Genomic DNA, 24,796 nt, shown 5'->3' on the forward strand with positions numbered 1-24,796 from the left:
GTCCGGTCGGCTACCCGGCCGGATCGGCCGGCGCCGGCGGCCCCTCCACGGAGTCGCCTTCCGATTCCGGTCCCGGGACACTGTTCTCCGAAGTCTCGGTGGGGCTCGGGTTCTCCGGCTGGGGTGCGCTCGGAGTGAAGACGAACAGCATCACCAGAAGGCTCGCCGTGATCGCGGCTATCAGGCCGCAGGCGACCCAGGGTTTCCAGCTCCGCAGTCCGGGATCGGCCGGGGAGTCGGGGTCTTCGGCACCGAAGGCCTCCAGACGTCCGGCAAGCTCCGGGGCATCCTCGCTGAGCTGTCGCTCGATCTCCGCGAGGATTCTCCGCTCGTGCTCTCGCAGTGACATGGCACCCTCCTCAACCGCCGGGGGAAGGACTGTCGTCGCCGGGTGCTCTACAGTCTCCCCCAGGTGACCCCCGGATATCCAAGGGTCAATCGGATTTCCGTCCCGGTTTTTTGCGGATCGCCCCACGGTGAAACCACTGTTCCGTTATGTGAGAGTCGAGGGTCACACGGAGGCGGGACCCGGGCCCTTCCCTCCCCCAGACGTCCCTTCGCGAACCTCAGGGAGCACCTCCCGTACCGTGTTACCCATGGCCTTCGAGGACCTCCGCGGACTCATCCCGGGTAGCACTCGACCTCGGAGGCCTTGACCCCCGCCCACACCGTGTCGCCACGGGCCAGACCGAGTTCCGCGAGGGCCGCTGGCGTGATGTCCGCCGCCAAGGGCAGCGGGCCGGTCAGGTGTACGCGGACCTGGTCGCCGAAGCGCTCGATCCCGTCGACGGCCAGGCGCCACACGTTGCGGGTGCTGCCGTGCGGGTGCTCCGGGTAGAGGGCCACCGCACGCGGGGGGAAGGCCACCAGGGCCGGCCCCTCGTGGGCTTCACGCACCGCCACGCGGACGGGTCCGCCGTGGTCCGCGTCCTCGAGGAGCACAGACGCCCCCTCGCCCTCGCCCTGGAAGAGGTTCAACCCCACCAGCCGGGCCACGTAGGCGGTACGGGGGCGCCGGGCCACCTCCGCGGGCGCACCCCGCTGCACCACCCTGCCGGACTCGATCACCGCGATGCGGTCGGACAGCACCATGGCGTCCAGGGGGTCGTGGGTGACCAGGACCGTCACTCCGTCGAACCCCTCCAGCAGGTGGCGCAGGCGGGTCCGGACGTCGATGCGGGTGCTGGCATCGAGCGCCGCCATCGGTTCGTCCAACAGCAGCATCCGAGGCCGCACCGCTAAGGCGCGGGCCAGGGCGACCCGCTGGGCCTGGCCGCCGGAGAGCTGTCGTGGACGGCTGTGGGCGTGGTCCGCCAAGTCCATGTGGTCCAGCAGCGCGGCGGCTCGGGAGCGTGCCTCGCTCTTGGACGCTCCTTGGCAGCGCGGGCCGAAAGCCACGTTGTCCAAGGCGCTCATGTGCTCGAAGAGCAGGTAGTCCTGGAAGACCATGGCGATCGGGCGGCGCTCGACCGCCGTAGTGGTCTCGTCGGTGCCGTCCACGACCACGCACCCCTCGGTAAGGGGGATCAGCCCGGCCAGGGCGCGCAGGGCCGAGGACTTACCCGCGCCGTTGGGCCCCAGCAGGGCGAGGATCTCCCCCTGCGCGGCTGCCAGGGACACGTCGAGCGTGAAGTCGCCGCGACGCAGGCGCAGCGCGGCGTCGAGCGCGGGGGCCGGGGCCTCCGCAGGCGGCCGGGAGGACTCCCGGGGCTCAGTGGCCCGGTTGGCCGGTGCCATCAGGCGTTCACCCACCTCTCGCGCAGGGTGGCCAGGACCACCAGGGACACCAGGAGCAGCACCAGGCTCAGCACGATGGCGGCCTCGGGGTCGCGTTGCATGGCCATGTACACCGCCAGCGGCATGGTCTGGGTGGTGCCGGGGAAGTTCCCGGCGAAGGTGATGGTCGCACCGAACTCGCCCAGTGCGCGCGCCCAGCACAGCACGGCACCCGCCCCGATGCCCGGCAGGACCATGGGCAGGGTCACGCGGGTGAAGATGGTGACGCGGTTCGCGCCGAGGGTCGCGGCGGCCTCCTCGAAGCGCCGGTCGGCGCCGCGCAGGGCCCCCTCGACGCTGATCACCAGGAAGGGCATGGCCACGAACACCTGGGCGATGACCACCGCCGCCGGGGTGAAGGGCAGGGTCAGCCCGAACCAGGCGTCCAGGTACTGGCCGATCAGCCCGTTGCGGCCCAGCACCATCAGCAGGGCCACACCGCCAACGACCGGCGGGATCACCAACGGGACGGTGACCAGTGCGCGGATGAAGCGGCGGCCGGGGAACTCGGTGCGGGCCAGCAGCCAGGCCAGCGGCACACCGAAGAGCAGGGAGACGACCGTGGCGACGGTGGCTGTGGACAGGGACAGCCACAGGGCGGCCAGCACGTCCGGGTCGGCGATACGGGCGCCCATGGTGGACCAGGGGGCCCGGACGAGCATCCCGGCGAACGGCAGGACCAGAAAGAGGACTCCCACCACCGCGGGAGCGAAGAGGATCCAGGGAATCCGCCCGGACCGGGCGCGCGGGGCTCGGCTGCCCGGAGCGCGCCCGGTCCGGCGGGGCGTCGCGGTGGTCACGGGGTGCCGAACCCCGCGTCCTCCAGGATCGCGGCACCGGTGTCCGAGGTGACCTCATCCACCCAGGCCGCGGCCAGCTCGCTGTCGGCGCTGCCGTCGAGCACACCGATCGGATAGTCGTTGACCGCCTCTTGCGCCTCAGGGAATTCCAGGCCCTCGACCGCGCCGCCGGCGGAGATGACGTCGGTCTCGTAGACGAGTCCGGCGTCGACCTCGCCGAGCTCCACCTTGGTGAGGACGGCGCGGACGTCCTCCTCCATGGTGACCGGGGTGATAACCACGCCGGAGGCCTCCATGGCCTCCGCGGTGGCCGCCCCGCACGGGACCTCCTCGGCACAGAGGGCCACTTGGACGTCGTCCCCGGCCAGGTCGCCGAAGGTCTCGATCCCGGCCGGGTTCTCCGGCGGAACGGCGATCTGGAGGGTGTTGGTGACGAAGGTCAGGCCGTCCTCGCCGTGCTCGGCCGCCCAGTCCCCGTCGAGGCCCTCGCCGTCGAGGACCTGCTCCATGGTGGGGACGCTGGCGGCGGCGAACACGTCCGCGGGAGCACCGGAGTTGATCTGCTGGGCCAGCTCGCTGCTGCCCGCGAAGTTGAACGTGACCTCGACCCCGGGGTGCTGCTGCTCGAAGCCCTCCGCGATGTCGGAGAAGACGTCAGTGAGGGAGGCGGCGGCGAAGACGTTGAGCTCGCCGCTGAAAGCCTCGCCGTTCTCCGCCGCACCGCCGTCGTCGTCGGGCCCGGTGTCCTCGCCGGCGCAGGCGGTCAGAGCGAGTGAGACGGCGGCGAGCGCTGCGGGCAGCCCCACGGCCGACCGCCGACCGAAGCTCGGGCTGCTGGGGGTGGTCTCACGCATGGTGCTCTCCGGTGGTCTCGATGATGACGTTGGTGGACTTGACGACCGCGGTGGCCACGGTCCCGACCTCCAGGCCGAGCTCGTCGGCGGCCTCGCGGCTCATCAGCGAGACCACCCGGTGGGGGCCGGCCTGGATCTCGACACTGGCCATGACCCGGTCCCGGACCACGTTGGTGACCAGCCCCTGGAAGCGGTTGCGGGCGGAGGAGGATCGGAGGCCGGGGTCCTCCTCGGAGCCCGAGCGCATGAACGCCGCCAGTTCGGCCCCGTCGAGCTGACGGCGGCCCGTGTGGTCCCGGGTCGCGGGCAGCCGACCGGAGTCGACCCAGCGGCGGACGGTGTCGGCGCTGACCCCGAGCAGGTCGGCGGCCTCACTGATCTGGAAGGTCGGCATGGGGAGAACCTACTATGCGCATATGCGATCGGGTTACGTGTATTTGCCTAGCAAACCACAACGAGATTCCGACTTCTTTGGCGATTATGCCAGACGGGAACACGAAAACGGGCCCGCCCCCGTGCTGGGAGCGGGCCCGTTCGACAGGCTGCGGGACGGTCCCGGTCAGCTGCGGGTGTCCGCGATCTCGCTGACCGGCCCCTCGGCCCGGTAGTCGTCCAGGGCGGTGACCACGTAACCGGCGCCGTCCTCCAGGGGCTCGGTGTCGGTCAACTGCGTCTCGCCGGACATGCCGACCAGGTTCTCCGGAGCCAACGCCGCGCAGTAGGCCTCGTCGTCACCGGCTTCCAGGGCCTCGGCGGCGTCGGCGGACAGGCGATAGACCGCGTAGAAGCGGGCGTCCTCGATGGCCTGCCACTCGACCTGGACCTCGCCGTCGCCGGCGACGGCGTCGACATCGGTGGGCGCGCCGACCTGCGGCCCCTCGTCCTCCGGCGAGTCGATCACCGGGGGCAGGGCGGGCTGGGCGTAGTGGCCGTCGAGAAGGTGGTCGACGGCGCCGCCGTTCTCCCGCATGTCCTTGATGGAGAAGTAGATGTCCCCGGAGACCTGGTCGAGCTCGCCCGAGTAGTCGATCTGGGTGCTCAGAGCGTCGTCTCCGGTCCAGCCGTCCTCCCCGAGGCGGTAGGCGGCCTGGCCCACGTACAGGTCGGCGTCGGTACCCTCGACCTCGTCGGCCCACCAGTCGGTCATGGCCTCGTAGTCGGCCGTGTCGAAGCCCCGCTCCCAGTACAACTGGGGAGCGACGTAGTCGATGGTGCCCTCTTCGATCCAGGTGAGGGTGTCGGCGTACTGGTCGTCGTAGGACTGCAGGCCCGAGCTCGGCGAACCGGCGGGGTCGTTGGAGTCATTGCGCCAGATACCGAACGGGGAGACGCCGAAGTTCACCCAGGGCTTGGTCTCCTGGATCTGCCCGTGCACGTCGCGCATCAGCTGGTCGACGTTGTCCCGGCGCCAGTCCTCGCGGTTGTCGAAGTCGCCGCCGTGCGCCTCCCAGGAGGCGTCGTCGTCGAAGGTCGCGCCGTCCTGCGGGTACGGGTAGAAGAAGTCGTCGAAGTGCATGCCGTCGATGTCGTAGCGCTCGACGACGTCCATGATGACGGAGGTCACCCACTCGCGGACCTCGGGGTTGCCGGGGTCGACGTAGGCCTCGGTCCCGAAGTCGACCAGCCACTCGGGGTTCTCCTTGACCGGGTGGTCGTCGGCGAGGTTCTCGATGTCCGGGTCCTGCAGGCCCACGCGGTACGGGTTGAACCAGGCGTGCATCTCCAGGCCGCGCTTGTGCGCTTCCTCGACCGCGTACTCCAGCGGGTCGTATCCGGGGTCGCCACCCTGCTCGCCGGTGAGGTAGCGGGCCCAGGGCTCCATGTCGGACTCGTACACGGCGTCGGCGGTGGGCCGGGCGTGCAGGAAGACGGAGTTCAAACCCATCTCCACGGATTCGTCGAGGTACTCGTCGAGCTCGGCCTTCTGCTCCTCCTCGGACAGGCCCGGCTCGGAGGGCCAGTCAATGTTACGGACGGTGGTGAGCCAGGCGCCGCGCATCTCGCGCTTGTCACCGTCGGCCTCGCAGAGCGCGGGGGCCGCCAGTCCCTCGCCACCGGGTTCGGGGGCGTCGGCCGAGGAGTCGCCACCTTTGGTGGAGCACCCGGCCAGAAGCACTGTGGTCGCGGCGGCGATCGCCGCCCACCGCACCTTGGCGCGCGGCGTGGTCACGGCCCGTGCCATCGAACGCATCTACACATCTCCTCTGAGCAGTTCGCGCACCGCCGTCCCCCTGGCGCCGCGCCGCGACCCAGAGTAGAGGAAGATGTCAATATTCGGACACAATTCGGCCAATCTGTGGATAAGGTCGCATCCTCCGGCTCACGGGAATGTTTTTGCAGGTCAACGAAGCACCGCACCGGAGGGGCTTCAGGGACTCCTACACCCTCCCCAGGGTAAAGAGTCCCCACCGCTCCACGACAGCCTCCGCCGAAGCACGCTCGGGAACCGGGCGGGCCAGGTGCCACCCGACCTGCGACGGACCCGGACACAACGCCCCGGTCGACGTCCTAGACTCGACTCCTGTGAACGCCGTCCCAAGCACGCAGACCACGGGCCCGCACGAACCCGGCCAGCCGAAACTGTTCATCCGCACCGTCACCCTGCGCGATCCCGCCGACAGCCTCGTCCGGCGCCTGCCCGCCGGTTCCTCCCTGGCTTGGCTGAACGGTGACGACGGCATCGTGGGCTGGGGCGAGGCCGCGCGTTTCGACCCGGTGCCCCAACCAGAGGGGACCCCGCCCACCGACACCGCCCGGTTCGAGGCGGCCGCCCGCTGGTTCGGCGACCTGTTGGAGCACGCGGACGTCCACGACGAGGTCGGACTGCCCGGCACCGGGCTGGTCACCTTCGGCACGTTCACGTTCGCGCCCACCTCGCACGGCTCCGCGCTGATCGTGCCCCGCGTGGTCGTGGGCCGCCGCGGCGGCCGTACCTGGTTGACCACCGTCACTGAGGAGCCCGGCGCCCACCCCGAGGAACTGCTGCGCCCCACCTCTGTGCCCCGCCCGATCGGCCCCCTGGAGTGGCACCCCGGTTCACTGACCCGGGACGCATGGATGGAGGCCGTGGCCGGAACCGTCCGGCGCATCCGCTCCGGTGCTTTGGAGAAGGCCGTGCTGGCGCGCGACGCGGTCGCCGACACCTGCTCCCCCATCGACGTGCGCGCCCTGCTGGAGCGGCTGAGCGCCGGCTTTCCCGACTGCTTCACCTTCTCCGTCGACGGCATGGTCGGAGCCACCCCTGAGCTGTTGCTGCGGCAGGAGGGGGACCAGTTCACCTCCTTGGTGCTGGCCGGGACCCGCCCCCGAGGTGAGGATCCCGGAGCCGACCACCAGCTGGGCCAGGAGATGCTGTCCTCGGCCAAGGACGTCGAAGAGCACGGGCTGGCGGTTGACTCGCTGCGCACCGCGCTGGGACCGCTCACCGAAGAACTGGCCGTCCCCGCCTGGCCGCACCTGCTCAAGCTCGCCAACGTCCAACACCTGGCCACCCGGGCGCACGCCCGCCTCTCCCCCGGCGTGTCCGCGCTGGACGCCGTGGCCGCCCTCCACCCCACGGCCGCCGTGGGCGGAACACCCACCGAAGCGGCGATGCGGCTGATCGCCGAGGTCGAGGGCATGGACCGGGGCGGGTACGCCGGTCCGGTCGGCTGGTTGGACGGCGCGGGCAACGCCGAGTGGGGTATCGCGCTGCGGTGCGCCCGCGTCGACGGCGCACGCGCACGGCTGTTCGCCGGGTGCGGGATCGTCGCGGGCTCGGAGCCCGCCTCCGAGGTGGCCGAGGCGGAGTCCAAGTTCCGAGTGATGCGCGAGGCCCTCACCGACCCCGGGGCCTGAGGGCTCCAAGGGCCTGAAGGTTCCCGAGAGCTTGAGAGCCCCCTGTTCACGCCGGTGAAACGCCGGTGAAACACCGGCGCGGCATGGTCGAGGGATGCGTATCGAGCGGCCCGCCATCAACGTCCACCTGGTCCCTTGGGACGACCCCGAGGCCACCGGTCTGCGTGACGGGCAGCGGCGGGAGATCGCCGAACGCTACGGCACCCCCGACTCCGAACCGGGTACCCCGCCCTCCGCCGGTGACATGGCGGTGTTCGCGGTAGTGCGCGACGCCGACGGAGTGGCCGTGGGCTGCGGTGGCCTGCGCGATCTGGGCGACGGGTTCGGAGAGGTCAAGCGCATGTACGTACGGCCGGAGAGCCGCGGTTCGGGTGCGGCCGCGGCGCTGCTGCACACGCTGGAGGAGTGGGCGCGCGGGCGCGACTGGAAGTGCCTGCGGCTGGAGACCGGCGACCGCCAACCGGACGCGGTGCGGTTCTACACGAGGTCGGGCTACACACCCATCCCCGCCTTCGGCGCCTACGCGGACGAGCCCAGCTCCCTCTGTTTCGAGCGGGTCCTCTAGTGGTGCTCACCTGAGAGGTCGGCCCCCAGGAGGTCGTCGATCCCCTTCTTGACCGTGTCCACGTCGATCTCCCGCTCCTCGATGAGGTGCCCTAGGAGGCTGGGCACGAAAGGCGCGAGCAGCATGTGCGCCAGGACCTCGGTCTGCGTGCCCGGGCGGGATTCGCGCAGAAGTATGCTCACGTGGGCGTGCATGGCCAGGTAGGCGCCCCCGCTGTGCCGGGCGCCTGCCTCGGCCTCCTCGACGGCGCGCATGATTCCGAACCGCTCGACCATCCGGTCGGTCAGCGCGTGCAGGAAGGCGCGGAGGCGTTCGTGCGCCGGAGCGCCCGGGCCCAGCGGCGGGGGGCCGTTCAGGAACGACTCCTGGAAGTGCCGCTCGTCCTCGTCCATGAGAGCGGCGAGGAGTTGGCCGACGTCCCCGAAGCGGCGGTAGACCGTCCCCACGCCCATGCCCGCGGCGCGGGCGACGGCGTTCATGGTCACGGCCCCGGGCCCCTGCTCCGCGTACAGCCGCTGGGCCGCGTCCAGTATCGCGCGCCGGTTGCGCAAGGCGTCGGCGCGCCCCGGCGGCGACTGTTCCTGGCCCATCAGGGGCAGCTCTGGTCCGGTCATGGAACCGACCCTAACGGACTTCTCCGGCCCGGTTCAGAATCTCCCTTGAAAAACGGATAGCTATCCGGTTTACTCGAAACCAGCCAAGCGGATAACTATCCACTTTGCGGTCCGTGCCACGAAGGCACTCGCCGCACACCTTCAGGGAAAGGACTCCATTCGATGAACGCCAAGGTCGCGGTGGTCTACTACTCCTCCACCGGAAACGTGCACAGCCTCGCCGAAGCACTCGCCGAGGGAGCGGAGAAGGCGGGCGCCGAGGTCCGGCTCCTGCGGGCACCCGAGCTCGCACCCGCCGCCGCCATCGACTCGACCCCGGCCTGGCGCGCACACCTGGACGCCACCGCCGACATCCCGGAGGCCACACCCGACGACCTGGAGTGGGCCGACGCCTTCGCCTTCGGTTCACCCACCCGGTTCGGCAACATCTCCTCGCAGCTGAAGCAGTTCATCGACACCACACCCGCGAGACTGTGGCAGGGGGGCGCACTTGCCGGGAAGCCCGCCACCGGCTTCACCAGCGCGATCAACGCCCACGGGGGCAACGAGGCCACCCTGCTCGCCCTGCACAACACCTTCTACCACTGGGGCACGGTCATCGTCCCGCCCGGCTACACCGACCCGGCCGTCTACCCGGCCGGCGGCAACCCGTACGGCACCTCCCACGTCGGCGGCACCGGGGAGCCCACCGACGCGGTCCTGGACGCCGCCCGCTACCAGGGCCGCCGCCTGGCGGAGGTGGCCGCGCGGCTCAAGGCGGGTGCCGCCGCCCTGGCCTGACCCTGGCTGCGGGCGGGTTGGGCCCGACCCGACCGGGCCCCAGACGCGAACCGGCCCCGGTCCCTCCCCCACGACGGAGAGGACCGGGGCCGGTGGCCTGTGCCGGCCGGGCCGCGCGGGCCCGGCGCTCTGCGGTCGATCAGGTACCGACGTCGCGGCCACCCGTGTGCCAGGCGCACACCACCGACGGACGTGGGAAGTCGCCGTCGGGCCAGGTGCTGGTCGGTTCCTCGGCCGTGCCGTTCTCGCCCGGGTGCTGCGGGGCCAGGAAGACGGTCTTCTGGTCCTCGGTGATCAGCGGGCCGCAGGTCTCCGCCTCGAACGGCGACGTGGCGAAGGTGCGCAGCTCACCCCGGAAACGTCCCTCGACGGGAACGACGTGCAGCGCGTCGTTGGTGTCCAGGGTGCTGGGCTGGCCGTCCGTGGCGATCCACAGGTTGCCCTGCTTGTCGAAGGCCACGTTGTCGGGCGTCGCGATCGGCATGACCTTGGACTTGTCGTAGCCCGCGAAGTAAGTACTCTCGTCTTCAGGGTCGCCGCAGACGATGGGCACGATCCAGCTGAAGGTGGTGGCGCCGGAGTCGCCGCCGTCCTCGATGATCTCGAGGATGTGGCCGTACTTATTGGGGCCGCGCGGGTTGGGTTCGTCGGCCTGGCCGGGCTCGCGCGCGTCGTTGCTGGTCAAGGCGCAGTAGACCTTGCCGGTGACCGGGCTGGGCTCGAAGTCCTCGGGCCGGTCCATCTTGGTGGCGCCCACCTGGTCTGCCGCCAGCCGGGTGTGGACGAGGACCTCGGCGACGGAGAAGCCGTCGACGTAGCTCTCGGTGTCCGTGCACAGCGGGGTCCACTCGCCGGTGCCGTCGAACTCGCCGTCCGAGGGCAGGGCCCCGGTGCCGTCGATCTCCTCCTCGGGGCTGTTCCCGGTGAGCTGGGCGACGTACAGGGTGCCCGTGTCGAGCAGGGCCATGTTGTGCTTGCGGGAGCCCTCGACGTACTTCTTGGCGCTGACGAACTTGTAGATGTAGTCGAAGCGCTCGTCGTCCCCCATGTACGCGGCGACCCGGCCGTCCTCGGTGATGTTGACGTTGGCGCCCTCGTGCTTGAAGCGGCCGAGCATGGTGCGCTTGACCGGGGTGGAGTCCGGGTCGTGCGGGTCGATCTCCACGATGTAGCCGAAGCGGTTGGCCTCGTTGGGGTGCTTGGCCAGGTCGAAGCGCTCGTCCACGCGGTCCCACCGGCGGCCGGAGTAGTCGGTGGGCAGGCCGTAACGGGCGTGCTCCTCCGAGTCGGGGGCGCCGACGAAGTACTGGTGGAAGTTCTCCTCACCGCTGAGGATGGTGCCCCACGGGGTCATCCCGCCCGCGCAGTTGTTGAGGGTTCCCAGGACCGTGGTCCCCTCCGGGTCGGCCTCGGTGCGCAGCAGCTCGTGCCCGGCGGCGGGGCCGCTGACCCGGAAGGGCGTCTCGGGGGTGATCCGCCGGTTGAAGGGGCGGTCGCCCTCCACCATGTGCCACTCGCCGGTGTCGCCGACCCGCTCCAACTCCACCACGGATCCGCCGTGGGCGGCCATGGCCACCCGGATCCACTCCGGGTCGGCGTCGTCCCCATCGGTGTAACCGGCGAACATCAGCTCTTCGTTCGTGTACTCGTGGTTGACCCACAGCAGGCCGCGGTTGTCGTCGAGCGTGAAGAAGCCGACGTAGTCGCAGTTGTAGCCGAACTGCTTGGCCTGGGCCTCACCGGTCTGGTTCTCGAAGTCGAACTCGGGTGCGTCGGGCTCCACCGCGTCGCCCCAGCGGACGATGACGTGGTGGTCGTAGCCCTCCGGGACGGTGACGACGTCTTCGGTGTTGGGCTGGACGCTCTGGAACGCGGGCCGGGGCGAGGGGTGGGGGCGGTTGGGTGCGCGGTCGGCGGCGGCCGGGCTCAGGGCTGCCAGCCCCAGGGCGCTGGCCCCGGCGCCTACCGCGGCGCCCTTGAGCGCGGTCCTGCGGGAGAGGACCCCCTGGAAGATGTCACCGAAGTAGGGGTTGTCGCTCTTGTTGGGCGCCGGGTGGAAGCAGGCGTTGCCGCAGCGGTACAGGCAGGTCTTGGGGGAACGGCCGCCGCCGACTCCGAGCAGGGGCAGGAGTCGGCGGCGGGGCGCGGATTCGGGCACTCGTTCTCCTCGCGGATCGTGACTGCTCCTCCGGCTCCCCGGAGTGCGGGGTGGGGGCCGGAGGCGGTCGGGCAGAAGGTCCTGCCGGTCGCTCTCGACCCTGTCCGAGGCTCCACACGCACCGGTGAAACCAGGATGAACGGACACACAACTCCCACACACGGGTCAGTTGACTACTCTGTGATTGAGAGCGAGTGCGCACAGTAGGACCTCAGAGTGATCCTTGCCTACCCCCGCACCCCGGTCCAGGAGCACCGCCCAGTTCAGCCCGGCGTGTCTCCTCGGGCATCCGAGGAGAGCACAGGGCCGAACGGAGTCGAAAGCCCCTGGAAACCGTCTCGGCGTTCAGGCGAAGAGCCGACCAAGCAGCGCACCCTGGCCGGACTGCAGTACGTGTCCCGCCGCCAAGGAGATCCAGAAGCACTCGAACCGGGTCGGCTCCCCTTCCCCGTCGTGCTCCTCGACCGAGGTCCAGCGCTCGGGTACCGGACCCTCGACTGCCAGCTGGAAGACGTGTCTGCGCTGGAACTCGAACCGGTACGGAGCCACGTCGTACTCCGTCACGCCCAGCGCGCGTACGACGCGCAGGCCGTCCAGACCGGTCTCCTCGCGGGCCTCGCGCAGGGCAGCGGCCTCCGGGCGCTCCTCGGGACGGACGCTCCCCGCCGGGACCTGCAGGCCGACCTCCTCCAGGGAGTGGTCCACGTGCCGGAAGACCAGCAGCCGCCCGTCGCGCACCACGTAGCACAACGCCTTTTGACGGGTCTCCCACTCGGCCACAGCTCCTCCTCAACGAGCGGTTGCCTCACCGATGGCTCAGTCACCCGCGCGCCCAGGCCCCGGCCGCGGGTGCCGGATCGGGCTCCGGGTAGGACAATGCCAGAAAAGCACCCTGACGGGACGGCGGGATGGCTACGGTGAGCGACGAGAACGATCCGACGACTGGAGGCAGTCACATGTCCGCTCCGACTGTGGCCGGGCAACAAGCGTCCGAGGGCGACGACCACGTGGTCCTCCCCATGCCACCGCAGGACGGTTTCACGGCCGACGACCTCGACCGCATCCCGGATCTTCCGCCGCACACCGAACTCATCGACGGAAATCTGGTCCTTGTGAGTCCGCAGAAGCGCTTCCATCTGCGCATGCTCAGGTCGCTCGAACTCCAGATGATCGAGCAAGTCCCTCAGAACTTGGCGGTCGAGAGGGAGTTGACGGTCGTTTTGGGTCCGAGACAGCGGCCTGAACCGGACATCATGCTGATCCAGGCGAACGACCCCGACGACATGGACCTCACCCGGGTCAACGCGGACGAGGTTCGCCTGGCCGTCGAGGTCGTCTCACCGGAGTCGGAACAGCGGGACCGCAAGCGAAAGCCCGAGATCTACGCGGAGGCGGGCATCCCCCACTTCTGGTTGGTCGAGCAGGAGAACGGCGCCACAGCGGTGGCTTACGTGTACGAACTGGACCCGGTCCACGGCACGTACGTACTGACCGGAGTCCATCGGGAGCAGCTCAAGGCCAGCGCCCCCTGCAACCTGGATATCGAACTGGTCGCCCACCGGGCAAGGCACAGGTAGAGCACCGACCCGAGCCGAAGCGAAGCGAAAGCCCTCGGTGCTCAGTTGAAGAACCGGCCCAACCTGTTGGGAGGCGCGCTGAAGCCGACCCGGGCAGCCCTTCCGGCGACTGCGGTCGGCCGACCGTGCACCGCGGGACGCTCAAGACCTCCGCACCGGTGCAGCTGGAGTTCGACCTGACGGACGTCCTGCGCCGCTGATCCGGCAGCGCGGACTCTTGCGGCAGACGTGGGGGAGGCACCCGCTGGCCGGGTGCCTCCCCCACGTGCTCCGGTGCCGGAACCGGACCCACTGCTGAGGTGCGGATATCCGGCGTTCCTCAATCCTCCCGACGGAGTTAGTTCACAGGTCACGCCCGCGTCAGCCGACGTCGCGACAGTGAAAGACGATCCCTGGGTATTGCTTTGTGAATGCTTGGGGGTTTTAATACCCGGTCTGGGCGATTCGTTCACACTGCGCATCGCCCGTCCGAGACCCATCGGGACTGGCAGCAGTGGCGACCCGGCACGGAGCACATCGGGTCACCCGGTCCTGCCATGACTAGAGGAGCACTGTGTCCGACACCCCCCGGATCATGCCTGACCATCCCCGTCCCCGTACCGGCATCGACGCGCGGCTGAGAACCGCGCTGCGTTACACCACGGTCGTCGCGGCAAGCTCCGCGATGGCCGTTTTCGGTTTCACGGGTGTGGCGAGCGCCGACCCCGCGCCCGAAGCCGGGGAATCAACCACGACCGCCGGTCCGTCCGGGCCGCCCGGCCCGGACGTCCTCGACGTCGCCCACCGCGGAGCGTCCGGATACGCGCCGGAGAACACCCTCGTCGCCATCGAGGTGGCCGCCGAACTCGGTGCCAGCACCATCGAGACCGACGTGCAGCGCACCGCGGACGGTGAGCTCATCTTCATGCACGACGAGGACCTGACCCGCACCACGGACGTCGAAGAGGTCTTCCCGGACCGGGACTCCTACGACGTCGCCGACTTCACCATGGAGGAGATCAGCAAGCTCGACGCCGGCTCCTGGTTCGACGAGGAGTTCGCGGGCGAGCCTGTGCCCACCCTCCAAGAGGGGCTGGACCTCATGAAGGACCTGCACCTCGGCTTCCTCTTGGAGATCAAGGAGTCCGAGCTCCACCCCGGCATTGAGGAGGACGTCGCAGAGGTCATCCACGACAACCCGTGGTTCCTCGCCCCGGGTTCGCTGCCCGGCAAGCCCGGCTACGACCGGCTCGCGATCCAGGACTTCAACTGGGACGTCGTAGAGAGCTCACGCGAGCTCTACCCGGACCACGTCCCGCACGGGCTGCTGGGGATCGTGCCCGAGGACGAGCTCGAGGACTACGCGTGGGCCGACCAGGTCAACCCGAACCACGCCCAGATCGACGGTGACTACGTCGAGGCCGTGCAGGACGCGGGCATGGAGGTCCACGTCTACACGGTCAACGAGCCCGAGGACATGGAGCGGGCCGTCGACATGGGTGTCGACGGCATCATCACCGACTACGTCGACGTGCTGCTGGAGATCCTGGACGGCTCCCAGGCACCCGCGGTCTGACCCGGCCCCGGTGGCCCCTCCCCGGTTCCGCGAAGCGGACGGGTCGGGCCACCGGGCTGCCTCGCCGCGGGGCTCAACGCACTACTCGAAGCACTAGTACAGGCCGCGGACCGCGGTGTCCACGGCGTCCTGCAGGCGGCGGCGCAGGGCCGCGCTGCCCGCCCTGGTCGTACACACCTCGACGATGCGCAGGCCCTCACCCAGGAGGGCCTTGGGCAAGTCGGTGGCCCACTCGACGCGGGTGTAGGGCAGGTCGGCCACGGCGGCGACCCGCTCCATCGACACCCCGTGCGGGGTCCCGAAGACCCGATCGAAGTCGGGGTGGCCCGCCTGCTCCAGCCCCGAGAAGATCCCGCCGCCGTCGTTGTTGACCACGACGATCGCCAGGTCCGGGCGCGGCTCACCCGGGCCGATGATCAGCCCGTTCTGGTCGTGCAGCACCGCCAGGTCGCCGAGCAGCGCGTAGGCGCGGCCCTCGCTCTCGGCCTGGTGGGCCAGGGCCGCACCGACCGCCGTCGACACGGTCCCGTCGATGCCGCTCACCCCCCGGTTGCCCACCAGACGCACGCCGCAGCGGGCGCCCATCGTGGCGTCGAGGTCGCGGATGGGCATGCTGGACCCGGCGAACAGCAAGGACCCCTCGGTCAGTTGGGAAGCCAGGTCGCGGGCGAGGCGGGGTTCGGAGAGCGCCTCGTCGGCGTCCAGTACACCGTCGACCGCGGCCCGACCCGCGGTCTCGGCCCGTTCCCAGGAACGGGACCAGTCGGTGCGCTGGGGGGATTCCCAATCGAGCCCCGCGGGGGGCACGACCGCGGGCACCACGTCCGTGGCGGTCCGCGCGGGGTCGGAGAAGGCGTTGGCCAGGCTCGCGGCGGGGTCGCCCACCGCACCGGCGGTCACCACCACGTGCCGTTCGGCACGGCGCAGGTATGCCAGGGTCTGGCGGGACAGGTTGGGGCGCCCCACGCTCACGACCAGCTCGGGCGTGTGCTCGGCGGCGAACCCCGGAGCGGCCAGCAGCTGCCGGTAAGTGGAGACCGCGCCGGCCCGGCGGGCGTTGGAGGTGGGCTCGGCGAGCAGGGGCCAGCCCGTCAGCTCGGACAGGGCCAGGAAGGGCACCGGATCGTAGTCGCCGTCACCGCACACGATGACGCCCCGCTCCACGGACGGAAGCTCGAAGGGAGCCGGTTCGGCGACGGGACCGGGCCGGCCGATCCAGGGGCGGCCGCCCGGGCGCCCGTCGATCGGGGCCGTCCACGCCGGACTGTCCGCGGGCTCATCGGGGGTGAGCGGGTCGCGGAAGGCCACGTTGAGGTGGACCGGTCCGGGCTGGCCTCCGACGGCCGAACCCCAGGCGCGACAACTCAGCGAACGCCAGTAGGCCACCATGCCCGGGGCCGGGTCGGGGGTGCCGACCTCGGCGAACATGCGGACCGCACCGCCGTACAGGCCGATCTGGTCCACTGTCTGGTTGGCGCCGGTACCGCGCAGCTCCGGCGGCCGGTCGGCGGTCAGGACCAGCAGCGGGACACCGCTCTCGTCCGCCTCCATCACCGCCGGGTGGAAGTTGGCGGCGGCAGTGCCGGAGGTGCACACCACGGCCACAGGACGGCGTGAGGCACGGGCCAGACCCAGTGCGAGGAAGGACGCGGAACGCTCGTCCACCCGCACGTGGACCCGGATCCCGGGATGTGCGACCAGGGCCAGCGCCAAGGGGGTCGAGCGGGACCCGGGCGCGACGACGGCCTCGACCAACCCGCAGCGCGCGAGTTCGTCGACGAGGACCCGCGCCAGGGCGGTAGACGGATTCATCAAAAACTTTCGTTCGTCAAGGTGTGTGCCAGTTTGACCGCGCGATCCGACCCGACCGTACGGCTCCCCTGTTCCCGGTCCCTACTCCACTGCCCTACCCGGTGCGCCGATCACGCGCCCGAGTACGCACGGTTCCCCACTCTTCCAGTGAACCCCGTTCGGTCGCGATGGGCGACCCGGCCCGGCTGTGATCTCTTGCCTATCGGGGTCGCCACCGCCACCGTGTGCCACTTTCCCGTCACCGCGGGTCGGACCGCTCCGGTCCGACGGCTTCGGTCGCAGCGGTGCCGGAATCCGCGACAGTCTCCGTGCCTCCGGCGGCCTCGGCTGCCGCCGCCCGCTCCCGCCAGGCGCCGGGGTCGGTCTCGACCGACCGCAGCGCCGCCTCGTCCACGGCCACCGGGCGGACCGGCAGCGAACCGTGCTCCGGCAGCAGCGGATCCGACGTGACGTCGGCGGTCAGCATCTGCATGGTCGCCAGTCCGCAGGCGTACGGGAGCTCTGGCAGGGCGGCAGCCAGTGCCACCCCGGCGGCCAGGCCCACCGACGTCTCCACGGCGCTGGAGACCACCACCGGCAGGCCGCAGGCCTCGGCCACCCGCAGCGCGGCGCGCACACCGCCCAAGGGCTGGACCTTGAGCACGACGATGTCCGCGGCCTCGGACGCCCGCACCCGCAGGGGGTCCTCCGCTCGGCGGATCGACTCGTCCGCGGCGACGGGGACGTCCACGCGGCGTCGGACCCGGGCCAGCTCCTCCAGGGTCGCGGACGGCTGCTCCACGTACTCCAGGTCGAACCGGTCCAGCTCGCGCGTCATCCGCACAGCGGTGTCCACGTCCCAGGCGCCGTTGGCGTCCACCCGCACCCGCCCCGAGGGGCCGATCGCGGCGCGAACCGCCTCCACCCGGGCCACGTCCGCACGCCAGTCCTGGCCCTTCTCGGCCACCTTCACCTTGGCCGTGGCACAGCCTCCGGCGGCCACGATCCCGGCTGCGCGTTCGGGGTCCACGGCGGGCACGGTCACGTTGACCGGCACCCGCTCGCGCAGTGGCTCCGGCCAGCCCCGGTGGGCCGCCTCCCGGCAGGCGGCCCACCAGCGCGAGGCCTCGCGCGGCCCGTATTCGGCGAAGGGCGAGAACTCACCCCACCCGGCGGGGCCGCGCACGAGCATGCCCTCCCGGACGGTGACGCCGCGGAAGCGGTTGCGCAGACCGATCGCGAAGGCCCTGCCCGCAGCGTCCTCCCCCGCCGGGTCCGGCTCCGGGAGCGCTGTCACGGGCGACGCGGAAACTTGTCGAAATCGGGGCGTCGCTTCTCCTTGAAGGCGTCGCGCCCCTCCTGGGCCTCTTCGCTCATGTAGTAGAGCATCGTCGCGTCCCCCGCGAACTGCTGCATCCCGGCGGCACCGTCACTGACGGCGTTGATCGCGCCCTTGACCATGCGCAGCGCCAGCGGCGACTTCTCGAGCATCTCGCGCGCCCACTGCACGGTCTCCTTCTCCAGGTCCGCCAGCGGCACCACGGTGTTGACCATGCCCATGTCCTGCGCCTCCTGGGCGCTGTACTGGCGGCACAGGTACCAGATCTCCCGGGCCTTCTTCAGGCCCACGGTCTCGGCCAGCAGCCAGGAGCCGTAACCGCCGTCGAAGGAACCGACCTGCGGCCCGGTCTGCCCGAACTTGGCGTTGTCTGCCGCGATGGTCAGGTCGCAGCAGACCTGCAGCACGTTTCCGCCACCGATGGACCAGCCCGCGACCATGCAGATCACCGGCTTGGGCAGGCGACGGATCTGCACCTGCAGGTCCAGCACGTTGAGGCGGCCGATGCCCTTCTGAGCCACGGCGTCGTCGCCGATGTAGCCGTCGTCGCCGCGGATCTTCTGGTCACCGCCGGAGCAGAACGCCTGGTCGCCGGCGCCGGTGAAGATGATCACACCGACGTTCGAGTCGTCCCGGGCGATGTTGAACGCCGTCTGGAGCTCGAAGAGCGTCTGGGGGCGGAAGGCGTTGTGCCGCTCTGGGCGGTTGATCGTGATCTTGGCGATGCCCTCCGCGGTCTCGTAGATGATGTCGGAATACTCGCCCGACCGCTGCCAGTCGATCACGCTGCTCACGGCTACTGTTTCTCCTCACGGGGACGGGGACGGGGACGGCGCGGATGCTTCCGGGCGACCAGGCCCGGCGTCCAAGCGTCAACCCTACGCATTCTGCCAGGCGGGCCGGGACAGACAGGCACGCACCCGGCAGCCGGACCCGTTGGACGGTCCGCTCGCTTTCCCGGCATACGCTGGACGACCGTGACACGAGCAGACGAACACCGGTCCCAGGTCCCCGCTTCCGAGGGTGAGCGCCCCCTCCAGGCGGTACGCGGGCTGTCACCCGAGGACCTGAACCCGCTGCTCCGCGACGCGCTGGACGGCACCGGTCCCGCCCTCCTGCCGATCCCCGACGGCACACCCGACACCCGCGCGGCCGATCTCCTCGACGCCATGCGCCCCTCGTCGCTGCGTACCCCCGACGGCGTCTCCGCCCTCGAAGACGGGCTTCCCGCGGGCCCCGGCGCCGCACTGGTCATCACGACGTCCGGCTCCACCGGGCACCCCAAGGGCGTGGAACTGTCCGCGCGCGCCCTCCTCGCCTCCGCGCGCTCCTCCGTGGCCCGGATCGGCGCCGCTGAGGGCGACACCTGGCTGTGTGTCCTGCCCGCCGGGCACATCTCCGGGATCCAGGTGATGATGCGCGCGATCGTCACCGGTACCGAAGCCGTGCACGCCGCCTTCGACCCCGACACAGTGAAGGAGCTGGCGCACCGGCTGCGCCCGCACGTCTCGCTGGTCCCCACCCAACTGCGCCGCCTCCTGGCCTCCGGCGCCGACCTGTCGGTGTTCGGCACCATCCTGATCGGCGGTGCCGCCGCCGAACCCGCGCTGCTGGCGGCGGCGCGCGAGGCCGGCGGCCGGGTCATGACCACCTACGGCATGAGCGAGACCTGCGGCGGGTGCGTCTACGACGGCACTCCCCTGGCCGGGGCCCTGGCCCGGATCGAGGCCGACGAGTCGACCGATGGGCCAGACGGCGAGCCGACCCACGAGCCGGAAGCCGCTGGGCCGGATACCGGCGTCACCGGACGCATTCTGCTCGGCGGCCCTATGCTGCTCAGCGGATACCGCATGCCGCCCGGCGTCGCGGGCGACGCGCGGGCACTGGCCACCGACGGCGCCGGGACGGTGTGGCTGCGCACCAACGACCTGGGGCGGTTCGGTGAGGACGGCCGCCTGAGCGTTCTGGGCCGGATGGACGAGGTGGTCAACACCGGTGGTCACAAAGTGGTCCCCGGCCAGGTGAACCACCTGCTGGCCGAACACCCCGCCGTCGCGGAGTCCGTGGTGGTGGGCCGCCCCGACCCAGAGTGGGGTGAGCGGGTGAGCGCGGTCGTGGTCCCCGCAGACCCGGAGGACCCGCCGACCCTCGAGGAGCTCCGCGCCTGGGTGCGCGAACGGCTGCCCGCCTACGCGGCCCCGCGTGAACTGGAGGTCCGCGCCGCCCTGCCGATGCTGGCATCGGGCAAGCCGGACCTGGTCGCGCTGCGCACGGCCGCCTCCTGACCCAGCCCTCTGCCCCGCCGCCTGCCCCCGCTCCGGGCATCCCGCTGGCCACACACTCCCCCAGGTGGTGCGAAGCGGCGTTTACCGGTGCAGTCCGCACACGTGGGACCCTGGGCCCCAGCGGGTGCCGCCCCCGGAGCCGTCGGCGCCCATCGATACCAGCGTGGATCGGGGTGCGCGACGCTTCCTCGCGCCTACGGACAGTGATTTCCGTGACCGTGTCCGGAAGGCGGGGAACTTCCGAAAGCTCCCTGGCGTCTACCTGAGTATCCGGTATCTTCGGCCCCTCTCCCAAGGAGGTCCGCAGTTGGCGGCAGCCATCGGTCCAATCATCCGCAGCCCTGCGACCTCCCCTGCGCCAGGAACGCCCACCACACGGCGCTTCGAGCACCTAAGCCGAGCGAGTTGCTTTACCCGCACAGATCCTTATTCCGCCACTCATGGCACAGTGATCTATGCCACCCTCGTCGATATCCAATCGAGACAGGGAACATTTGACTCGCCGACACGTTGGACATATTGGCGCGTCCAGTCGGCGGGAACCCTCCGCCACGTGCCACACGTCTTGGAAGGGAGGGAGGTGCCCACATGACGAGCACTGCCCTAGCCGCTTCGGACCATGAGGCCGAAGCCCCCGTTGGCAACGCTCAGAAAGAGGGCCACGTCGCCCACGAGGCCCTGACCGACCTGATAGCCCAGGGGCGCGCTCAGGGACACCTGTCCCTCTCCGAACTACGTACTGCTTTCTCAGCGGCCGGAGTCACCTCCAGTGACGGCCGCTCCATCCTGCGTGAACTCACCGATAACGGGGTCCGACTCGCCAACGGGGGCGACGACTCCGCGATGGTGGCCGACCCTGACGCCGAGGACGACGTGCTGGAAAACACTCTCATCGCGACGGTGCCCGACACTGACGAGGCACCCAAGGCCGCTGCGCGCAAGAGCGCCTCCACCCGGAGGAAGCCCCGCTCCTCGCGACGCACCAAGAAGACCGAGACCGCTCAGGTCAACACCGACCCGGACACCGGCGAGGCCGACCTGGACGACCAGTCACCCGCCATGGGCGACTCGGTCCACACCTACCTCAAGGCGATCGGGCGGCGTCAGCTGCTCACCGCCGAGCAGGAGGTGGACCTGGCCAAGCGCGTCGAGGCCGGGCTCTACGCCGAGTACCGGCTGGGGCAGCACGGCGAGGTCGACGAGACCGTCCCGATGGCCGACGTCGAGCGTGACGAGCTCGAATGGGTCGCCGAGGACGGCCGCAAGGCCAAGTCGCACATGCTCGAGGCCAACCTGCGCCTGGTCGTGTCGGTGGCCAAGAAGTACAGCGACCGGGGAATGTCGCTGCTGGACGTGGTCCAGGAAGGCAACCTCGGCCTGATCCGCGCGGTCGAGAAGTTCGACTACACCAAGGGCTTCAAGTTCTCCACCTACGCCATGTGGTGGATCCGCCAGGCGATCCAGCGCGGGTTCGCCGACTCGGCCCGCACCATCCGCCTGCCCGTGCACGTTCTGGAGCTGCTCAGCAAGGTGAGCCGTCTGGAGCGCGACATGCACCAGGCGCTCGGTCGCGAACCCACGCCCGAGGAGCTCGGACTGGAGCTGGACAAGACCCCGACCCAGATCGAGGAACTGCTGCGGGTGACCCGCCAGCCGATCAGCCTCGACTCCACCATCGGTGAGGACGGCGAGACCCGCATCGGTGACCTGATCGAGGACGTGGACGCCTCTGAGGCCTCCGAGGTGGTCGACCGCCAGATCATGGCCGACCAGCTGCGCAACGCACTGTCGGACCTGGAGCCGCGAGAGGCGACCATCATGTCCCTGCGGTTCGGCCTGATGGACGGCCGCCCGCGGACGCTGGACGAGATCGGCAAGCACCTGGGGCTCACCCGAGAGCGCATCCGGCAGTTGGAGAAGCAGTCGCTGTCCAAGCTGCGGCACCCGAGCCGGGCCCAGCAGCTGCTGGACTTCGCCAGCTAGGGCGCACAGGCCGCCAGGGCGACCATCGCGAGAACCGCGACAAGAGCGCAGACACGGTATGGAGCCGTTCCCGGAAGGGGAACGGCTCCACCGCTGCCCGAGGCCACCGCTGTCAAGGCTCCGCCGAAACCGGTGGCCGCCACCGGTATCCGGGAGCATCAGGGGAAACCCCGAGCTTCCCCTGGTATCTCCCGCCATCCGCTGTGTTTCCCCCGGTCCGGTGGGAAAATGGTCGAATGACGAACGACTCCCGGCGACAGCAGGACGAGATCTCCGCCGCGCTTCGCGCCAGCCGTGAACTCGGCCCCGAATACGACGAAGCGGTGGCCTCGTCCCTCGTGGAGCGCGTCGACGACACCATCGAGGAACGCGTCAAACACCACGTGGCACGCCAGCTGGGCGCCAGGGAAGAGCGTCGCGGGCTACCGGCGAACAACGTACGCATGGTGCTGTCACTGGTCTGCCTGGGCCTGAGCATTCCGTTGACCGCCGCCACCGCCACACTGGTCGGCCCGGCCGGGGTCACCATCGTGTGGATCGGCCTGATCGCCTTCTACATCATCTCCGTCGTCGGCCTGCGCCGCTGAGCAGACCTCCGCTCGAGGGCGTCAGCGAGTACGGGGGCGTCGGCGCACAGAAGGGGCGGGGCAGGGACCACGCCGGTCCCGCCCCGCCCCCCTGCTGTCCGTGGAAGCGGCACGCTCCCGTCAGTCGCAGGCGTCGAGGATCATGTCGTGGGTCTCATCCGTCCAGTCCAGGGCGTCGGCCAGACCGGCCTCGTCACCGTCGTCCAGCTCGACCAGGACAGCGTCGACGGCGTCGGCCCGCTCGGCAGCGTCGTCCTGGAGGGAACCGCTGGCGTACGCCTCAAGGTGCTCCACGTCGTCGAGGTGCGCCACCAGCTCGTCCGCGTGCTGGTCCTGGTAGGGAACACCGTCGACCAGGATGTCCTCTTCGATGCTCTGCGCGGCCAAGTCGACCGCGCTGATGTTCTCCCGGATGTCGGCGCAGGCGGCGTCGATCTCGGCCCTGTTCCCTGAGCAGGCGCTCAGGGCCAGCGGCACGGCCAGCGCGGCGGCGGCCAGGGAGAGGGGACGGGTGAGGGTTCGGGGGTGGGACACGGGTTGTGCTCGTTTCCTTCTCGGTACTTCTTCAGGGGAGGCCACGAAATCTCGAGCGGGCCCGTCGGCTCAGAGGATGAACGCGAGGACCACGACGACGACCAGAAGACCGGCGACCGCCAGGCAACCGAACATCGCAGCGATACCGCCGCCGCGCCGCCGACCGTAGCCGGGTCCGTAGCCATAGCCGTAGCCGGGCCCGTAGTGGCGCCGCCGGCCGTAGTGGTACCAGCGGGGCCGGGAACCGGCCGCGTAGGCGGCTCCCACCATGGGCGAGGGGCCGGACCGCGCCGGACCCGAGGAACGTGCTGCACGCGGGGAACGGCCGGCCCTGGCCGAGCGGCCGGAACGGGAGCTGAAACCGCCGCCGGAGCGTGCGGAGCCCCCGCCGCCGCGGGAACCGAATCCGCCGCTGCCGCTACGGGAGCTGAAACCGCCGCCGCGCCGCGAGGCGCCGCCGGAGCGCCTGCCGCCGGAACGTCCTCCTCGTCCGCCCGATGACCGTCCGCCGCCAGATCTCCTACTCATGGGAGTCTCCTTGGGGGTTGGGGTTCAACGCCGCCCGAGGGGAGGTCGACGCGCACTAAGAATATCGGTGAGCGTACCTGTTCAGGGCGCTCTGCGGGGGTTCCGACCAGTTATGGTCAACACCCCGTCCGCATGGAACCGCGGGAACGCATCGTACGTCGTTCACGGGAGGTCCGGGACACGGGCCCGGCCTGGCGACGGTCAGACCTCCAGCGCCGCCCGGAGAATCTCGACGGCCTCGTCGTGGTCCAGGCCCACTCGCGTGATGACCTCGGCGTAGGCCCGGGCGGCGGCCAGGGCTTCGGCGCGCTGATCGTCCCCGGCCGCGGCCACGAAGGTGCCGGAACGGCCCCGGGTCTCCACCACACCGGCCTGTTCGAGTTCACGGTAGGCGCGGGCGACGGTGTTGACGGCGACGGAGAGCTGGCCCGCCAGGGCCCGCACGGTCGGCAGCCGGTATCCGACCGGTAGGTCCCCGTTGGCCGCGGCTATCGCGACAACGGCCCTGATCTGTTCGTAGGGCGGCACTTTCGACGCTGGATCAATGCGGATGAAATCCGCCATGTCCCTCTTAGCTCCCTACGTGGCTCGCCTGCTTCTCGACCGGAGTTCGTCCGGGCGCACCCCAAACCTATCCCCCTGTCCACCCCAGCTTGAAGGTGCCCGGCGCGGAGAGGTCCCACGACCTTGGGCCGCGGGACCTCTGTGAGGGGTCGTCAGACCACGGGACGGGGCACCCCGGGGATGCCGTGCAGCCGGTGCGTCTCCCGCGCGGTGAGGAGCTCTTCAGCGACCAGTGTGGCCTCCCGGACCTTCGGCCGGGCCAGGCGCTTGCGGCGGTAGATCCGGTCCGTGTAGCCCTTGACCCCCACCAGCGTGCGCTCGTGGGCGTAGGCGGCGCGCATCGCCTCCGTCAGCGCGGTGTCCAGTGCCATGCCGCGTTCGTGGACCTCCTCTACCGGCGCGTTGCGCTGCCGGGCCCCGTCCAGATCCCGCTCCGCCTCGGCCACCGACCTCAGGAGTCCGGGCAGGCGCTCGGCCCGCTCCTCGTCCTCGGCGAGGTGGGTCCGTGCCGCCTCTTTGTCCTGCTTGGCAAGTGCCATGTCCGCTCTCCGTGGGGCGTAGCGTCAGCCGTGTCGAGGCAACCCTATGGGTGACCAAGATCATCTGGCGACCCGGGTCGTGCGTCGGTACTGGCGCCCCGCGGACAGAACTGCCAGCTTTACACCGTCA

General features: G+C 70.5%; 24 protein-coding genes. 8 read left to right on the forward strand and 16 right to left on the reverse strand.

Features of this window, described 5'->3' with window-relative positions; genetic code table 11:
* Positions 1-10 precede the first annotated feature (10 nt).
* The 6 genes from ACYVD1_RS01220 to ACYVD1_RS01245 all read right to left on the reverse strand — a co-directional run bounded on the left by ACYVD1_RS01220 (position 11) and on the right by ACYVD1_RS01245 (position 5,621).
* Positions 11-349, reverse strand: coding sequence for a DUF3040 domain-containing protein (locus tag ACYVD1_RS01220; RefSeq protein ID WP_460766341.1), 339 nt, complete (start codon positions 347-349; stop codon positions 11-13).
* Between the two features lie 272 nt (positions 350-621).
* Entirely contained in the window at positions 622-1,737 is a 1,116-nt protein-coding gene (locus tag ACYVD1_RS01225) for an ABC transporter ATP-binding protein (protein ID WP_460766344.1), read from the reverse strand.
* Complete coding sequence (locus ACYVD1_RS01230) at positions 1,737-2,576, reverse strand: ABC transporter permease (RefSeq protein WP_460766347.1); 840 nt, start codon at positions 2,574-2,576, stop codon at positions 1,737-1,739. The genes ACYVD1_RS01225 and ACYVD1_RS01230 overlap by 1 nt, the downstream gene beginning before the upstream one ends.
* Positions 2,573-3,430, reverse strand: coding sequence for a molybdate ABC transporter substrate-binding protein (gene modA, locus ACYVD1_RS01235; protein WP_460766350.1), 858 nt, complete (start codon positions 3,428-3,430; stop codon positions 2,573-2,575). Before modA ends, ACYVD1_RS01230 begins: the two co-directional genes overlap by 4 nt.
* Positions 3,423-3,824 (reverse strand): TOBE domain-containing protein, encoded by a 402-nt coding sequence (locus ACYVD1_RS01240; RefSeq protein ID WP_460766353.1) that lies wholly within the window; start codon positions 3,822-3,824, stop codon positions 3,423-3,425. Before ACYVD1_RS01240 ends, modA begins: the two co-directional genes overlap by 8 nt.
* Positions 3,825-3,989: 165 nt before the next feature.
* Positions 3,990-5,621: a glycoside hydrolase family 10 protein gene (locus tag ACYVD1_RS01245; RefSeq protein ID WP_460766356.1), complete on the reverse strand. Its 1,632-nt coding sequence runs from the start codon at positions 5,619-5,621 to the stop codon at positions 3,990-3,992.
* A 332-nt stretch (positions 5,622-5,953) separates the two neighbouring features.
* On the opposite strand from ACYVD1_RS01245, the gene ACYVD1_RS01250 reads away from it, so the two are divergent.
* Both ACYVD1_RS01250 and ACYVD1_RS01255 read left to right on the forward strand, forming a co-directional pair.
* Positions 5,954-7,267: an isochorismate synthase gene (locus ACYVD1_RS01250; RefSeq protein WP_460766359.1), complete on the forward strand. Its 1,314-nt coding sequence runs from the start codon at positions 5,954-5,956 to the stop codon at positions 7,265-7,267.
* A gap of 115 nt (positions 7,268-7,382) precedes the next feature.
* Complete coding sequence (locus ACYVD1_RS01255) at positions 7,383-7,832, forward strand: GNAT family N-acetyltransferase (protein WP_460766758.1); 450 nt, start codon at positions 7,383-7,385, stop codon at positions 7,830-7,832.
* On the opposite strand, the gene ACYVD1_RS01260 is transcribed toward ACYVD1_RS01255, so the two are convergent.
* Positions 7,829-8,446, reverse strand: a complete 618-nt coding sequence (locus ACYVD1_RS01260) for a TetR/AcrR family transcriptional regulator (RefSeq protein WP_460766362.1) — start codon at positions 8,444-8,446, stop codon at positions 7,829-7,831. The two genes, ACYVD1_RS01255 and ACYVD1_RS01260, sit on opposite strands and share 4 nt — an antisense overlap.
* Before the next feature lie 162 nt (positions 8,447-8,608).
* On the opposite strand from ACYVD1_RS01260, the gene wrbA reads away from it, so the two are divergent.
* A complete protein-coding gene (gene wrbA / locus ACYVD1_RS01265; protein ID WP_460766365.1) occupies positions 8,609-9,226 on the forward strand; it encodes an NAD(P)H:quinone oxidoreductase in 618 nt (205 codons plus the stop codon).
* 139 nt (positions 9,227-9,365) lie between these two features.
* Here wrbA and ACYVD1_RS01270 read toward each other — a convergent pair whose 3' ends face one another.
* Positions 9,366-11,384 carry a PhoX family protein gene (locus ACYVD1_RS01270; protein WP_460766368.1) on the reverse strand — a complete coding sequence of 673 codons (2,019 nt, stop codon included), beginning with the start codon at positions 11,382-11,384 and terminating at the stop codon, positions 9,366-9,368.
* Between the two features lie 345 nt (positions 11,385-11,729).
* Positions 11,730-12,164, reverse strand: a complete 435-nt coding sequence (locus ACYVD1_RS01275; RefSeq protein WP_460766371.1) for an NUDIX hydrolase — start codon at positions 12,162-12,164, stop codon at positions 11,730-11,732.
* 176 nt (positions 12,165-12,340) lie between these two features.
* Between ACYVD1_RS01275 and ACYVD1_RS01280 the strand changes: the two genes are divergently transcribed.
* Positions 12,341-12,961 carry a Uma2 family endonuclease gene (locus ACYVD1_RS01280; RefSeq protein WP_460766374.1) on the forward strand — a complete coding sequence of 207 codons (621 nt, stop codon included), beginning with the start codon at positions 12,341-12,343 and terminating at the stop codon, positions 12,959-12,961.
* Positions 12,962-13,514: 553 nt separating this feature from the next.
* Positions 13,515-14,516 (forward strand): glycerophosphodiester phosphodiesterase, encoded by a 1,002-nt coding sequence (locus ACYVD1_RS01285; RefSeq protein WP_460766377.1) that lies wholly within the window; start codon positions 13,515-13,517, stop codon positions 14,514-14,516.
* Positions 14,517-14,609: 93 nt separating this feature from the next.
* Here the strand turns inward: ACYVD1_RS01285 and menD are convergent, their stop codons facing one another.
* From menD to menB, 3 genes are all read right to left on the reverse strand, one after another.
* Positions 14,610-16,328 (reverse strand): 2-succinyl-5-enolpyruvyl-6-hydroxy-3-cyclohexene-1-carboxylic-acid synthase, encoded by a 1,719-nt coding sequence (gene menD / locus ACYVD1_RS01290; protein WP_460766382.1) that lies wholly within the window; start codon positions 16,326-16,328, stop codon positions 14,610-14,612.
* Positions 16,329-16,566: 238 nt separating this feature from the next.
* The gene (locus tag ACYVD1_RS01295; protein ID WP_460766385.1) at positions 16,567-17,604 is read right to left on the reverse strand and encodes an o-succinylbenzoate synthase; all 1,038 of its coding nucleotides are present in this window, start codon (positions 17,602-17,604) and stop codon (positions 16,567-16,569) included.
* Complete coding sequence (gene menB / locus ACYVD1_RS01300) at positions 17,601-18,440, reverse strand: 1,4-dihydroxy-2-naphthoyl-CoA synthase (RefSeq protein WP_460763158.1); 840 nt, start codon at positions 18,438-18,440, stop codon at positions 17,601-17,603. Before menB ends, ACYVD1_RS01295 begins: the two co-directional genes overlap by 4 nt.
* Positions 18,441-18,623: 183 nt before the next feature.
* On the opposite strand from menB, the gene ACYVD1_RS01305 reads away from it, so the two are divergent.
* From ACYVD1_RS01305 to ACYVD1_RS01315, 3 genes are all read left to right on the forward strand, one after another.
* Positions 18,624-19,931, forward strand: coding sequence for an AMP-binding protein (locus ACYVD1_RS01305; protein ID WP_460766388.1), 1,308 nt, complete (start codon positions 18,624-18,626; stop codon positions 19,929-19,931).
* Between the two features lie 588 nt (positions 19,932-20,519).
* Positions 20,520-21,914 (forward strand): sigma-70 family RNA polymerase sigma factor, encoded by a 1,395-nt coding sequence (locus tag ACYVD1_RS01310; RefSeq protein WP_460766391.1) that lies wholly within the window; start codon positions 20,520-20,522, stop codon positions 21,912-21,914.
* Positions 21,915-22,150: 236 nt separating this feature from the next.
* A complete protein-coding gene (locus ACYVD1_RS01315; protein WP_460766394.1) occupies positions 22,151-22,501 on the forward strand; it encodes a hypothetical protein in 351 nt (116 codons plus the stop codon).
* 120 nt (positions 22,502-22,621) lie between these two features.
* Here ACYVD1_RS01315 and ACYVD1_RS01320 read toward each other — a convergent pair whose 3' ends face one another.
* From ACYVD1_RS01320 to ACYVD1_RS01335, 4 genes are all read right to left on the reverse strand, one after another.
* Positions 22,622-23,035 (reverse strand): hypothetical protein, encoded by a 414-nt coding sequence (locus ACYVD1_RS01320; RefSeq protein WP_460766397.1) that lies wholly within the window; start codon positions 23,033-23,035, stop codon positions 22,622-22,624.
* A 69-nt stretch (positions 23,036-23,104) separates the two neighbouring features.
* Entirely contained in the window at positions 23,105-23,563 is a 459-nt protein-coding gene (locus ACYVD1_RS01325; RefSeq protein ID WP_460766402.1) for a hypothetical protein, read from the reverse strand.
* Between the two features lie 201 nt (positions 23,564-23,764).
* The gene (locus tag ACYVD1_RS01330; RefSeq protein WP_460766405.1) at positions 23,765-24,127 is read right to left on the reverse strand and encodes a GntR family transcriptional regulator; all 363 of its coding nucleotides are present in this window, start codon (positions 24,125-24,127) and stop codon (positions 23,765-23,767) included.
* A 152-nt stretch (positions 24,128-24,279) separates the two neighbouring features.
* A complete protein-coding gene (locus ACYVD1_RS01335) occupies positions 24,280-24,666 on the reverse strand; it encodes a hypothetical protein (RefSeq protein ID WP_460763180.1) in 387 nt (128 codons plus the stop codon).
* Positions 24,667-24,796 lie beyond the last annotated feature (130 nt).

Source organism: Nocardiopsis nanhaiensis (assembly GCF_054778635.1).

Excerpts from the sequence above, each read along its gene's own strand:
- ACYVD1_RS01260 (WP_460766362.1), bottom strand. The coding sequence starts at position 8,446 with ATGACCGGACCAGAGCTGCCCCTGATGGGCCAGGAACAGTCGCCGCCG.
- ACYVD1_RS01325 (WP_460766402.1), bottom strand. The coding sequence starts at position 23,563 with ATGAGTAGGAGATCTGGCGGCGGACGGTCATCGGGCGGACGAGGAGGA.
- ACYVD1_RS01315 (WP_460766394.1), top strand. The coding sequence starts at position 22,151 with ATGACGAACGACTCCCGGCGACAGCAGGACGAGATCTCCGCCGCGCTT.
- ACYVD1_RS01245 (WP_460766356.1), bottom strand. The coding sequence starts at position 5,621 with ATGCGTTCGATGGCACGGGCCGTGACCACGCCGCGCGCCAAGGTGCGG.
- ACYVD1_RS01310 (WP_460766391.1), top strand. The coding sequence starts at position 20,520 with ATGACGAGCACTGCCCTAGCCGCTTCGGACCATGAGGCCGAAGCCCCC.
- ACYVD1_RS01220 (WP_460766341.1), bottom strand. The coding sequence starts at position 349 with ATGTCACTGCGAGAGCACGAGCGGAGAATCCTCGCGGAGATCGAGCGA.
- ACYVD1_RS01225 (WP_460766344.1), bottom strand. The coding sequence starts at position 1,737 with ATGGCACCGGCCAACCGGGCCACTGAGCCCCGGGAGTCCTCCCGGCCG.
- ACYVD1_RS01335 (WP_460763180.1), bottom strand. The coding sequence starts at position 24,666 with ATGGCACTTGCCAAGCAGGACAAAGAGGCGGCACGGACCCACCTCGCC.
- modA (WP_460766350.1), bottom strand. The coding sequence starts at position 3,430 with ATGCGTGAGACCACCCCCAGCAGCCCGAGCTTCGGTCGGCGGTCGGCC.
- ACYVD1_RS01240 (WP_460766353.1), bottom strand. The coding sequence starts at position 3,824 with ATGCCGACCTTCCAGATCAGTGAGGCCGCCGACCTGCTCGGGGTCAGC.
- menD (WP_460766382.1), bottom strand. The coding sequence starts at position 16,328 with ATGAATCCGTCTACCGCCCTGGCGCGGGTCCTCGTCGACGAACTCGCG.
- ACYVD1_RS01330 (WP_460766405.1), bottom strand. The coding sequence starts at position 24,127 with ATGGCGGATTTCATCCGCATTGATCCAGCGTCGAAAGTGCCGCCCTAC.
- wrbA (WP_460766365.1), top strand. The coding sequence starts at position 8,609 with ATGAACGCCAAGGTCGCGGTGGTCTACTACTCCTCCACCGGAAACGTG.
- ACYVD1_RS01280 (WP_460766374.1), top strand. The coding sequence starts at position 12,341 with ATGTCCGCTCCGACTGTGGCCGGGCAACAAGCGTCCGAGGGCGACGAC.